Genomic DNA, 13,339 nt, shown 5'->3' with positions numbered 1-13,339 from the left:
TCTAGCAACAAGTTTTTCCCTGTTTTTGCTTCTATTCCATAGATATGATCTACTAATGGGTCTGGAAATTTTTCAGTAACTTTTCTGTAGCAATTATCTTCCTCTCCATAGAATAAATCATAGCTTTCGACCGCTGTTGGATGTAAATAACATTTATAGAATTCTCCGTTGGCGGTGATCAGGACATAGTTTTCCAGTATGGAAGTTGTTTCGGGAACTGTCTTTTGGATCTCCTGATAAAGTCTTCTACCTTCATACATACTTTTTCCTTCTTTAGTCTCCTTTTTATATTCTTAGACCTAAATAAAACAATTAATCCCGCTCTGACCTTTCTCAGTTTAAAAAGTGGAGATAATAAGATCCACCACTCTAGAAAGTGTGATAGGATATGAAGAAAACGTAATAGTTCATGTTGAATCAGAAGTGTAAATTCATCTATATATTCATAGTCAACAAGTAATATTAGTTACTTTTTATCCTTAAACCAGATTCATCACTTGACTAGTTTTTACTTTTCGGAGTGTTATTGAGGTATAAGTTTTTCTCACTCCCTTTATGGTTGAAATTTTCTTTTCTACCACATCATGAAGATTCTGTATCGAAGAAGCATTGCCAATGCATAAGATGTCATGAATCCCTGTAGTGATTCTTATCATGTGGATTTCGGGTATCTTTTGTAGCACTTCAAGTACTTCTTCCATGACACTAGCATCAATATCTAGCTCACAGATGAATTCTATTTCATACCCAATTGTTTCAGGATCTACTTCTATAGTAAAACGTTTTATAATTCCTTTTTTGACTAATTTATCAACACGATCGGATATTGTTTGTGGCGAGAAATTCAGAAGACTTGCAATTTCTTGATATGTAGTCTTGCCATCTTTACTTAGTAAGCGGATTATTGTGGTATCTTGTGTATCAATAGTATCAAATTTCATGAGTTATAAATCCTGTTTATTTCTGGTATAAGAATAGTAAGAATAGTTAATTACTCCTTCTATTCATTCTCCATAAGACCCAATACCTATGAGCAATACTCGCTGGTAGGAGAGCAGGTAGTAGGACTATAAAACTGATAATGATAAAATCGCTTGTCTCGAGTCCTATATTTAGGAGTAAAATCCATAACCCGACAGTAAATATTCCATAAACTAAGATAAATGCGATATAATCTGTAATTGTCTCAAATGCACCTCGTGCAAAGCCAAATATATTCGTCAACAGAAGAACGCATAATTCTACAAATCCTTTAGCCATTAAAAAGATGAATTCTCCAAATCCACGTAGTATCATCATAATAGTAGTTGTACTACCTACTATAACTGAACGAGCCCCAGCTAAAATTGCATCTACACCTAAATAAGCTCCAGGTATGGCAATAAGAAGAGTATATAGAAATAGGAGTAAGATTGCAATTGTTTTTGGGAATTCAAGTACAAGAATTAGAATTCCGACAAATGCAGCAAAAGGGGCGATTAATAAGGAAAAGCTCACCAATCCATCAATTCCTGGATTCATCACTTCTTTTTCTGGATTCCTGCTAAAGAATTGTAAAGTTTTATTTGCTTGAGTATAAGTCTTTGTAGGTCGTGTCCGATTCGTAAATTGGATTCTAGATTCATTTTTAGGTCTTTTTATTGGCTCAACTATAATATTTCCAATATCAAGATCTTTCAACTCTTCTCTTGCTATTCTTCCTGCTTTTCTCATTTCATGGTCAATAAGACGACTAGCATCGACAGCTTTCTTACCAATATATCGTCCTAATTTTTTTGTAGTACTTTCTTTCTTCTCACTCATCTTCCACTCAATTCCTAGTGATTTTCTTTATTGTTGGGAGTAAACCTATTTAAGTGTTCATTTGAGGGTGAATGAAAATGAGTTTTAATAAGATCTCTTTTTGACCCATGGAATCTATATATCATTATGAAAAAGCTCGCTTTTAATTGAAATAAAATCATCACATTACATCCTTTTGAATTTTGGATGTCATTATAAAGGACTAATAAACTAACTCAAGTACCTAGTAGCTTGATTTCTTAAATGGTAATATAAATGAATGATAAATTAAAAATTAAAACCGTTGAGAAAGACTCAATGAATTCCTCATCTGAAGATAATAATATTTTAATGGATCGTTTTAGAACATCTCTCATCTCATGGTTTAGTAAGGAAGGTCGTGATTTACCTTGGAGACATACTAGAGATCCTTATCACATTTTAGTTAGTGAAATAATGTTACAACAGACTAATGTTGGAATAGTGATTCCAATTTATAAAAAATTTATAAAAAAATTTCCTACTTTACAAACCTTATCACAAGCTCCCTTATCACAAGTTAAAATATTAACTGACCAGCTAGGATACAAAAAAAGAGGGGAATATTTACATCGAATTGCTAAACAGATAATGGATGACTTTAATGGTGAATTTCCGAAAACTTTAGAGGGTCTTCTTTCCCTTAAAGGTATAGGTCGATATACTGCAGGTGCAATTTTGAGTTTTGCCTTTGGGGTAAATGAACGAACAGCAGCTATAGTTGATGTTAATGTAGAACGAGTTTTAAGTCGTGTTTTTGGTGTATGGGATTTAGAAAAGAATTCCAACTTTAATAAGATAATATGGAGACTCTCGGAAGATATGCTTGATGAAAAAAATGTTTGGGAAATAAATCAAGGCATAATGGATTTGGGAGCTCTCATCTGCATTTCAAAAAATCCAAAGTGCCTGATTTGCCCGATGAAGGATTTTTGTAAGTATTATAATCAAGTCGTTCCTAAAATAATTCCTTTAGATAATTTTTTTAATAATTAATTGATAAATTTACAAGGAAATTTTAATCATTATATTTATTCAAGTGTTTCTAGTAAATCTATAAAACAAAATCACCTTATCTGAATAAAAATGAACTCTCTGGTAAGTAAGTATTTAGAATTTGAGTCAGTAATTATTTCTAGGATTCAGATTATTCTTAAGAAAACTTTAACGTCTGTTAATGGGCAAAAGACCATTCAATCTGTTCTTAACCAATTAAAATGGAATGTTTGTTACAACAAAGAAGATTTCTCTCTTTATAATTTATCAAGATTGATAACTGTATATTTATTTGATAAACTAACTATTCTACGAATGAAGTCAATGTCTTCATCTGAGTTTCATAAAATCTCTTCAGATTTGACATATATGATTTCGATAAAGGATTTTTCTAGCTTTTCAACTTATTTAACAAATACATGGTCAAGTATTTACAATGAAAGTACATATTTTACCATTTTAGCACCTGAGTTCGCCTTATATAAAGTTATAAGTTATCTATTATCTGATATTAAAATACTTTTGGAAATTAATAAATATTTAAAACGAATAGGAAAAGAAGAAATAGATAGTTTAGTTTTGCCATATTTAGTGGACAATTTTATACCTGATTATCGTAAACAGACTACTGGACAAGTTTTTACACCATTAAATGTTTCTAGATTCTTATGTCAAGAAAATATTATAAAAAATTCGTCTCAAATTATAGATCCTTGTTGTGGCTCGGGTATACTCTTATTAACTGCATTAGAACAGATTATTTCTCAATCAAACAAGGTTGTATTACTGGGAATCGAGAATGATGAGTTCCTAGCAGATATTGCAGAGAGTGCATTAAATTTCCGATTGAGCTTAAAAAATTCAAAAAATGTGGATGTACAAATTATTAGAACAGACTTCTTTAAATGCACTCCAAAAAACGTTTTATCTTATTTAAAATTTCATAAAACTACTATACTGATGAATCCTCCTTACACAAGACATGAAAAAATCCCAAAAGACTATAAATCTGCTGTAATAAACATAATTAAACAAGATCTTCGGACATTGGATTATTCTGCCAGTTTTAATCTATTATCAAAGAGAATCAGTTTTTATATATATTTTATAATTCATGCAACGATTTTTCTAAAAACAGATGATACAATGGGTGTTATTATCCCTAATTCATGGTTAGATGTTGATTATGGACGAATGATACAGAATTTTCTTCTAAGATTTTATCAGATTAAATCTTTGGTAATAAGTGAGTATGAGAGATTAATTCCCTCAGTTGATGTAAATACAGTAATTGTTTCACTGAAAAGGTGTAATCCAACAATTCCTAGTATAATATATGATATTCAATTTACTTCTATAATTGGTGAAGCTGGATTAAAAACTTTATTCACAGATAAATCTTTATTAGAAAACCTAAATAAAAGAGATAAGACTATTGAATCAAATGTTATAAAATCTAGAATACTAATGAATGATAATAAATGGGGAAAGTATTTTAGAGCCCCCTATAATTATTATTTATTCCATAAAATTCTCGATTTAGGGAATGTGGAACTTTCAGAAATTTCTGTGTTAAAAAGAGGTTTTACTACTGGAGCTAATGACTTCTTTTATTTAGGTAAACCAGGTTTTTCTAATAAATACTTTCGATCTAAATGGAATCCAAATACTGGAGATCTGATTTTAACCGTCAAAGATGATCAAACCATAGAATTATTTGTCGAACAATTAGGATCAAATTCACCAAATTTTGTAATTGAAAAGGAATATTGGATGCATCCAATAAAGAAATCTAACAATTATAACTGGGAGATTTCATTTACCGATCCAGAGGGTATTAAATGGATTCCTAATTACCTAATTAAATCCCCAAAAAACCTCCATTTCATTAACATATTAGAAAAAGATACCCAATTCGTTGTTCTTCTAGTAAATAATGGATCTTTACTTAAACCTGGTATCTTAGAATACATAAAATGGGGTGAATCATGGAAACCTATTAATGGAAAACCTTATTACGAGAGATCAACATGTAAGACTCGTAGTTCTTGGTTTGAGCTACCTTCTTTTAATAATAATACTTTTGATTTTTTGTGTTTGATGACCATCAATAATAGGTTTATATTCTTTAATAATCCTTTAAACCTTTATTTTGATGCTCGATTTTATGGTATCAGGTTACAAAAAGACTTTAAAACGAATTATCAGATATTATTTCTATATCTTAATTCAATTTTTACCTTTATACAATTAGAATTGCTTGGACGAGTTAATCTTGGAGAAGGGGGATTAGATATTAAGGTGTATGAGTATGGTCTTCTTAAAATTCCCATCAAAGTACTTAGCGTATTAAATCAAGATCCAAGAATTAATAAACTGTTCAATGACATCTTCCTATATCCAATTGAACCTATAATTAAAATCAATGAAACTTCCCCAGTTTGGAAACTTAGTTTTAAATTGAATGAAATTTTAAATATTGAAAATAATATTGTCTCAGATTTACTTATTGATTTTAATAAAATGGTACAGAATCGTTTAGAAAAAGCAAAAAGATAAAATTATCAAATTATTCGGCTTTTTTCTCTTCTTTACGTTCAGTTATCTTCGTTAATTGGTTCTTCAACCATTTCACTGTCCTATTTGGTTCTTGTTCTAAGACTATGATATCTCCTTGTTCGATTAGTGTGATAATTACGGTTGAAATATTTTCAATAATCCAATCTTCTAATTCTTTCTTGGAGACTGATGGAAATGCTGAACTTGAGGACATCGCTTGTTCAAATACAAGTTGGTGGATTGTCTGAGTTTTATCTTCTTTTAAATCGCGCCAGAGATTGCGAATTATTTTTCGTTCCCGAGTTCTTAACGCTTCAATTTCTAGTAAGGTTTTCCAAACCGTTGAGGAGACTCTAAGTGGTTCTGTTACTTTAACTTTCTTACTCATCGAATTCTCAATTCCTAAAATTAATACATATAATCTTTCTTTGATTTTCTTAAAATAAACCTGTGAATAACAACAAGCCAAACGAAGGCTACAACTCCCATCCCAATTAATAATACTGAGATTATAGTCTTAAACCAAGTTGTGTCTTGAAAACCTGGAACTGCGAATGGAAATGTATCAGGTAAAATTTCTGGTATCATTAAACCTGCAATAATAAATATGATAGCGATCAAGGTTGCCACAAATTCGGTTTTAAACTCACCTAATCTTTGAAATGCCATAATCGTCAATCCTCTTGATTATATTTTTAGAGCTATATTCATTTTGTGAATAATCTTTTGCCTCAAAGGTTTATTCGTACATATTAGATCTAATGATTGTTTAAAGATAATTATTAATATTTTATCTTCTTTCTTATTAAAAGTTAATTTAATCCGACATTTTGTCTTAGGAAGTTTGAATTATTCAAACTTTAGAATGTTAATGTAATTAATCCCTTGATCTAAAAGAATTTCTATAAGTCTTTATAAAGGAAAAGGATTTTATTTATAAAAGCCGGTATCACGTAATTCATTAGTTAATAAACATGTACTACTTATAAAGTACTTCTAGGGTATTAAAAATCAGAGATATATTTTTATAATATAATTAGATGGTGGTTTATCTGTCTTTCACCTGATCTCAAAACCCTTCTGTCAATGATTATTCTCTATATTTATTTTCTACTTACAGTAAAGTTGAAAATTACAATAATTTTTCATAAACGGTTTTAAATAATTGAAAAGAGAAAAAATAGTTATTAAATTTAAAGAAAGGTATTCCAAACGTAATAAAAAGATTAAAACTTATTGAAATCTTTATGGTCGATATAATGTCAACTTTAGATATTAAAATAACTTCAAATCTCGGATATCGTTCTTGGTTCGCTTCCTATACTAATAAAGAAAGAGGAGAATTCTTAATTTTCATTTTAGATTATGAAACTGATAGTAAGGATGATGAAACGAATCATTTAGATGATAATACTCTTGAATCTCCTGATTATGAGAATGAGTATCGACGTCGCTCAAAAAGAGTCAATGGTGTTCAAGTGTATTTCCTAGATGAAAACCATGAAAAACATAAAGCCTTTTTACGTCACGATCCGTATTTTTATCTACTACTTCGTGATGATTTAAGTAAATACGAAATAGGGAACATTATAACTCAAGTTCAAAACATTGGAGGATATCGTGTCACAAAAATTGAGAATCAGCTTAGTTATGATGCTGCAGATTTAACTTTTTTACGTAAGAAATTTTTTTTAAAAATAACCGTAAATCATCCTGGATCCGTACCTGAATTAAGAAAAAATTGCGAAGAAATCCTAGGAGTTGTAGAGTGGAGAGAAGCTGATGTTCTTTTTCATCACCGAACGGCAATTGATCATCAACTACATGTAGGATATTGGTACAAAGCTCAAATACGAAATTGTGAAATTCAGAATTTAGAATTGATTCCAAACAAAGCACCACCCGATTTAAAAATTCTTGCTTTCGATATTGAAACAGTTTTTGAGCAAACTAGAGATCCAAATCCCGAAAAAGATTCGATAACCATGATATCACTGTTTACAGGTTATAAAAATTTATTAATAATTAATTCTGAGGAGGTTGAAGCCAAAGATATGCAGGATATGGAGATTCTTATAAGGAAGAATGATGATGAACATTCCAAACCATGGATTGACTGGATTTATTTAGATTCTCTAAAATCACCTAAAGATATTATAGAAAGACACACTGTTAAAGTTTATATCTCAAGGAATGAGAAAGAACTTCTACAAATTTTTTATAAATTTTTAATAGATTATAAACCAGATGTAATCGCTGATTTTTTTGGTAGTCAATTTGATATCCCATTCCTTGCATACAGATCGCAAAGACATGGATTTTCATGGGAAAAAGAGACAGGGTTTATTATAAAATACAAAGGAAGTAAGTCTAAGCATCTGGAAACAACTGAACAACGATATTCTCCTGGGAGTATTGATCATGTCAAAGGAGGAGGAGTGATCCACCTCGATGCTTATCTTTTCAATGAAAAATATAGTTATCTTCCCAAAAAAGATCTAGGTTTAAAACCAAGTGTAGAAAAAAAACTCAAAATTATTCCAATAGGAAGAGAAGCATTATTTGCTATTAAAGACGATCCAGTAAATGCAGCAGCATATGCTAGTTGTGATGGTTTAATTACTTGGAAGTATGTACGAGAAATTGTACTCGATTTTTTCATTTCAATAGGTCAAATGTTTCCCGTACCCTCAAGTGAGATACTTACACGTAGAGCAGGGTCTCTAGATGACCTATTAATTGATGCAGAGGGCTTTATTAATAATATAGTGTCCAAAAGACGTATTGAAAAGGAATCCATTGATAATTTCTCCTCAAATATAAATGTAAAATCATTAGCATATACTGGAGGGCTAGTAGAAGCTAAAAGACCTGGTATCTGGCGAAGTGATCTTTTTTATAAATACAATCCAAATAAAAAGGCATTAGATGATTTAAAAGAGTTATTACCACAAATAATTAGAAATGAAAGTGAAAATTATCTAAAAAAAATTATCAAAGAGGAATTCGACAAGAGGGTTCTTCAAGATCTTGGAACACGAATAGAATTAGATGGAATAGATCTTTCTACTAATTCACCCTATATTTTACATGAAGTAGAAAGAGAATTTTTACGAAATGGTATATCTAGTGATGCTCTCAAGGGGTCTTTATCTCTTGTTAGTAATATTCTTGAAGATTTATCAAAATTCCAGATTTTCGGAGAAAATGAGACAATTAATGATGTTATTGACAAACTCAATAAAATCAGTGAGTTAAAAGATGAAACTCAACTAAAGGGGATTCATGTAGACGTTACATCAATGTATCCCTCACAAATCCGGCAATACAAGCTTCAACCATCAGCTATTATTCCACTTAGTCGTTGTGGTAGGTGTGAACATTATGAATCGGACAAAAGCTGCTTTATTGAAAAGGATTGGGTCGTTAAACTAACTGCTCTTCGTCCATGTCGTCACAAACAAGTGAGTTCGGGGCCATGTGATCCCTCCAAATGTAGGAATCAAGATGAAGTTAAATGTAAAAAATATGAACCATTATTAAATGGAATAACACGGTCACAGGAAATTTTCACGAATGATGGGGTCACTACTGAAGCTTATAAAATAAAAAGAAATAAAATTAGAAAAGTTCCCCTAAATAAAACTTATCTTGGATCCATAATGACGAAAGATCCTTATTCAGTACTCCAAAAATGGATTCGGGATTCGATCGAGGGAGCACAAATTATTACAACTTTGGATCAAAATCATTTTGATATTTTTGACGATTTACCAGCTAGTATTACCTTACCACAGAAAATTTTCATGAGTGTTGATGTTCGGAAGAAAAATATAACAGTACTTCTCTCTGTTTATTCTCGAGTATGTCAAAAATCGTACAATTTTGTTGCTCGAATAATGGATGAGTTTTTTGAAAAAAGAGTTCGTCATAAGGTTGAAGCTAAAAGACTTTACTCTATAATAACTCACAGAAATACTTTAAATCAAGAAGTTCCCGCTGAATTAATTCGTCAACAGAAATTCCATGATAGTACACAATTAGGAATGAAAGTACCTCTTAATAGTATTTATGGTCTTTTAGGAATGAAGGCTGGAGTTAGAAACGCCAGTACCCCATGTGCAGGAATAACTACGAAGTTATCTGCAGATTTAATTCATTGGGCAGCAGAAGAATTAGAAAAAATAGGTTTGGTGACTGAATTAGACACAGATGGTATATGGCTCTGGATACCAAAAGATTTTCCCCATGATTTTCCTGTTTCAGTTTCATATCCATCAGGAGGTAAAAAGGAAATTTTAAACATGGAAATTAACCTAATTGATAGTATTCTTAATAGTAAAGTTAAATGCGTCTCACAAAATGATAATTATTGGATAAATGACGGTAAAACAATCAAAAGAACAAGTAATTCGCTTATAGGATTTGAGCAGGATGGTCCCTATGATTTTCAATTTGTCATGGGAAAAAAGAAGTATATTGTTTATAATTACGATAAAGATAATAAGAGTTGGGAAGAAAAGGAGCTTACTGGACTAGAGTCAAAACGAGCTGACTTTTCAGAATTACAAAAATACTTTCAAGAAGAAATTATTAGGGCATATTTAGAGAATTATAATCCTGATTCTCCTCTGAGTCTTTCTCAACTATATCAAGAAGCAAATAAGGTTTCTGATCGTATTCATTCTGAAATAACTAATGGAGAAATTGATATCTCTTATTTAGTAAAACCCAAAGCCATTAACAAATCATTAACAGACTATAAATCTAAATTACCACAAGTAGACGCAGCGAAGATACTAATTGATTTAGGTTTTTCCGTTGATCTAGGTACAAGAGTTCAGATGCTTAATATAAAAGGAAATCGTGTCATTCCAAAGCAAGTCTTTGATTTTGACTTTTCAACTATTAAACGTATTTTGATGAATCATGATATTGCCAGATTGAGTTTCGAGATAGACTCATTTAAGACTGTAGCTGATGTAAAAAGTCTGATCGATGTAAATCAGTACATAAAAGAGATTTTTGGTCCCTCTAGAATATTTGATCGCATGATAAAATACCCAATGGAAATACAACAAGCAATAATTGAAGAACAAAAAGAATTAGAATTTTCTGATTTAGACTATGTTGAATCATCTTTTGAAATTGAAACGGAAGTATCTAATGATTCAATAATTAGTCAAGAGGAAAATTTAATTATTGAAGAATCGAAAATCAGAGAGAGTACTCCTCACCAAATAAAAGTAGATAAGAAAAGCCAAAAAAGTAAGAAATCTGGAATAAAGCATGTTGGTTTAGATCAAATGCTAGGAATTAACATTCTAGAAAAAAATGATATGAAGCAAGAAGCATCGATGATTGAGGAATTAGAATTATCATCCTCTGAAATATCTGAATTGGAAAGCGAAAATTTATTTACCAAAGGAATAAATTTATTAAGGATTGACAAAGAATCAAATCAGCCTTCTGATGATTTCAAAATGTTCTGTTCTGAATGTGGAACCCTAATAAATATTAATGACCTCTTACCAACGGGTTGTCCTTTTTGTGGAGAGAGGAAAATATAATATTTCCCTACCGTAATAGATAACCATAAAAACATCTTTACAAAAAAATGTAAGAAAATTACAAGTACTATCTATTATTAAATGGATAGGAATTTACAAAAATCACACCTAATATTGTTAAATTTCACCTTGAAATCTCAGATAATTCCTCAAAAGAGGTCATAATAATTCAAGAAGTGATCTAATAATACTATTTTAAAAGGAAGCACTTAAAGTGACAAATCAAGGTTTATTTCCTAATTTTCGTTCTCTTGAGAGTATAGCTTTAGATCAAACTGAAAAATTCATGAAACCGCGTACTTTCCTTGATTTAATTTATACTCTATTTTTAATTCTATGGTGGCTCTTTGCTTTTAATTCTTATATACGCTCAACTTTATTTTTTGTAGTGTTAACGATTTTTTTCTTTACACAAATTTATATGATGCTTTGGAAACCTGAAAAATCTTCGGCTAGTATGATGAATCGAGCAATTAAACTCGTAATTTTTTTTATATTTATTCAATTAACCTCTCCCCAAACACCAATATTCTCTGAATTTGATAATCTATTTATTCTTACATATGCAGAAATTGAACGGTTTATTATCTGTTTTATTATACCTTTTGTTGTTATTTTAAAATCTTTTTCACTTGAATCGTTAAATTTGGGATATTTCTATTACTTAAGTCAGATCTTAAGGTCATTTTGGAAAGCTCTTATAATTATTTTTATCTTCAAAGGATTAAACATTTTTATACCTCCAACTAATATCCCATTTAATTTTGACATAGTTTTGTTCATCGCTTATATTTTATATGTTTTCAGTAGTTTTTTACCAATTTCTCGAAAAAAGGTTAAAATTTCTGCTGAAACAATTCTTGAACAATACCAAGCATTCCAGTCTCCAGGAGAGAGAGTAAGAGATGCTTTTCTTATAAGTGGGATTATTATCATTATTCTAAATGTACTAGGGTGGATTCAACCAGAAAATCAGAGTTTCTTTTCTTATATAGCTGTGATTAGTTTAATCCTTGGTTTTGTCTTTATCTTTGCTCCTAAAGAACAAAACGGAGTAAAAAATTTCTTAGGTTCCTTATCAGGGGGCAGTTTCGATCCCAATAGCGATTTAGGATCGCGAGTCCACAATTTTGTTAAAACAATTCAGCAAACATCTTTTCAAAAGCCTGAAACGATTTATACCATATCAGATGATAAAGTTACTTTACTTGATAAAGGAAAGACAATACTTAAGGCAAATAAAGGAGCAATAGCCATTCCGACAGTTACTGATAAGGGAACAGCTCTTGTTTTAGTCGGAAAGTCTGAAATGGAGACAACAGATGATTCAAATAAGCACGAAGCAAAGGAAATTGATGGTACTACAACTATTTGGTTAAATCCCGAAGAGTGGGCTAAAATTAAAAATCAGCTCACTATAAAAAATTTATCAACTATATCTGAATCTGAACTTTTGCAAGTAGGAATCAACACGAAGAATGAACTTTCAGCTAAAGCAGAAAGCGCGTTTAATACTCTTAAAAATTGGAAAGGGCCCCAAGGTATATTTAACTCCTTTTTTGATCCTACCCCTTCTAAATATGCTATAACTGAGACCAAGGATTATACTTCAGTTCGTTTACCTGGTATACAGGTTTTCGAGTCGAAACAATTTGAATTGGTTAATATTTTAGGTGGAGTAGTTAAAGTGATTGAAATAAAAGAAATAGGTACGTATGTACAAATATTAGGAGGAATTGTAACCGTAATAGAGAAAGGAGATTATACATTTGTACAAACTCCTGTTGTTTCAGTAATAGACACACCAAAAGGTGAAATGGTAAGAGTTTTTGGAATCGACATTCAGGATGGAGAAAAAATTGATTTAGCTGAATTTCGTGAGAAAATCATTACCGATCACTCTAAATTTAATCAATTATTTACGGCCCGATTGGAGAGATTATTTGAGACTAATCCTCAACTTCTATTAACTGAATCAAAAGGAGAGCGACTAGGATTCCTAGTTGGAGAAGATAGCTTGCTCAATGATAGTTCTGCAGAACAATTACAACCTAGTAAAATTCTTCCTCCTCCTTCTCCTCCTCCTCCTCCTAAACCTCTTCGGTCTAGGCCAAAAATCGATGAAAGTAAAACATTAGTAGTTGGTAAAAAAATAGTAATTGGAACGGTTCAGGATAATAAAAAGATAGCGATTGAAGATATTGAAAAAGAAATATATCAGGTTGAATCATTAATTAATGAGGCTGATGATAAATTTCTATCAATGCAAATCTCTGAAAATAAACATACAGAGATAGTTACAAGATTAGAGGAAAGAAAATCTCAGCTCTTAGATAAATTATACAAAATTAAAGAACAAAAGGAATATTTATAGAATAATTCTGTTAATAACC

Annotated in this window: 9 protein-coding genes; 4 read left to right on the top strand and 5 right to left on the bottom strand. The window is 30.7% G+C overall.

From position 1 onward, the window contains the following. From ACWVCY_RS11695 to ACWVCY_RS11685, 3 genes are all read right to left on the bottom strand, one after another. Positions 1 to 260, bottom strand: a 260-nt coding sequence (locus ACWVCY_RS11695) for a hypothetical protein (RefSeq protein ID WP_455143007.1), incomplete at its 3' end; no start/stop codon positions are given. A 219-nt stretch (positions 261 to 479) separates the two neighbouring features. Next, positions 480 to 941, bottom strand: a complete 462-nt coding sequence (locus ACWVCY_RS11690) for an Lrp/AsnC family transcriptional regulator (protein ID WP_455143006.1) — start codon at positions 939 to 941, stop codon at positions 480 to 482. A 46-nt stretch (positions 942 to 987) separates the two neighbouring features. Further along, complete coding sequence (locus ACWVCY_RS11685; RefSeq protein WP_455143005.1) at positions 988 to 1,803, bottom strand: hypothetical protein; 816 nt, start codon at positions 1,801 to 1,803, stop codon at positions 988 to 990. 255 nt (positions 1,804 to 2,058) lie between these two features. On the opposite strand from ACWVCY_RS11685, the gene ACWVCY_RS11680 reads away from it, so the two are divergent. Then, a complete protein-coding gene (locus ACWVCY_RS11680; RefSeq protein ID WP_455143004.1) occupies positions 2,059 to 2,817 on the top strand; it encodes an A/G-specific adenine glycosylase in 759 nt (252 codons plus the stop codon). Positions 2,818 to 2,907: 90 nt separating this feature from the next. Continuing rightward, positions 2,908 to 5,376, top strand: a complete 2,469-nt coding sequence (locus ACWVCY_RS11675; protein ID WP_455143003.1) for an N-6 DNA methylase — start codon at positions 2,908 to 2,910, stop codon at positions 5,374 to 5,376. Between the two features lie 10 nt (positions 5,377 to 5,386). Here ACWVCY_RS11675 and ACWVCY_RS11670 read toward each other — a convergent pair whose 3' ends face one another. Both ACWVCY_RS11670 and ACWVCY_RS11665 read right to left on the bottom strand, forming a co-directional pair. Then, positions 5,387 to 5,764, bottom strand: a complete 378-nt coding sequence (locus tag ACWVCY_RS11670; RefSeq protein WP_455143002.1) for a hypothetical protein — start codon at positions 5,762 to 5,764, stop codon at positions 5,387 to 5,389. 20 nt (positions 5,765 to 5,784) lie between these two features. Beyond that, positions 5,785 to 6,045, bottom strand: a complete 261-nt coding sequence (locus tag ACWVCY_RS11665; protein ID WP_455143001.1) for a hypothetical protein — start codon at positions 6,043 to 6,045, stop codon at positions 5,785 to 5,787. 590 nt (positions 6,046 to 6,635) lie between these two features. Here ACWVCY_RS11665 and ACWVCY_RS11660 point away from each other — a divergent pair. Both ACWVCY_RS11660 and ACWVCY_RS11655 read left to right on the top strand, forming a co-directional pair. Then, complete coding sequence (locus tag ACWVCY_RS11660; RefSeq protein WP_455143000.1) at positions 6,636 to 10,946, top strand: 3'-5' exonuclease; 4,311 nt, start codon at positions 6,636 to 6,638, stop codon at positions 10,944 to 10,946. 214 nt (positions 10,947 to 11,160) lie between these two features. After that, positions 11,161 to 13,320, top strand: a complete 2,160-nt coding sequence (locus tag ACWVCY_RS11655) for a hypothetical protein (protein WP_455142999.1) — start codon at positions 11,161 to 11,163, stop codon at positions 13,318 to 13,320. The last annotated feature ends 19 nt before the right edge of the window (positions 13,321 to 13,339 follow it).

The organism is Candidatus Hodarchaeum mangrovi, assembly GCF_975850365.1.
Note: the sequence above shows the minus strand (reverse complement) of the source record. Positions and strands in the feature narration are given on the sequence as shown.

Bases quoted from the DNA above. Each gene is read 5' to 3' on its own strand.
- ACWVCY_RS11690 (WP_455143006.1), bottom strand. From the start codon at position 941: ATGAAATTTGATACTATTGATACACAAGATACCACAATAATCCGCTTA.
- ACWVCY_RS11685 (WP_455143005.1), bottom strand. From the start codon at position 1,803: ATGAGTGAGAAGAAAGAAAGTACTACAAAAAAATTAGGACGATATATT.
- ACWVCY_RS11680 (WP_455143004.1), top strand. From the start codon at position 2,059: ATGAATGATAAATTAAAAATTAAAACCGTTGAGAAAGACTCAATGAAT.
- ACWVCY_RS11675 (WP_455143003.1), top strand. From the start codon at position 2,908: ATGAACTCTCTGGTAAGTAAGTATTTAGAATTTGAGTCAGTAATTATT.
- ACWVCY_RS11670 (WP_455143002.1), bottom strand. From the start codon at position 5,764: ATGAGTAAGAAAGTTAAAGTAACAGAACCACTTAGAGTCTCCTCAACG.
- ACWVCY_RS11665 (WP_455143001.1), bottom strand. From the start codon at position 6,045: ATGGCATTTCAAAGATTAGGTGAGTTTAAAACCGAATTTGTGGCAACC.
- ACWVCY_RS11660 (WP_455143000.1), top strand. From the start codon at position 6,636: ATGTCAACTTTAGATATTAAAATAACTTCAAATCTCGGATATCGTTCT.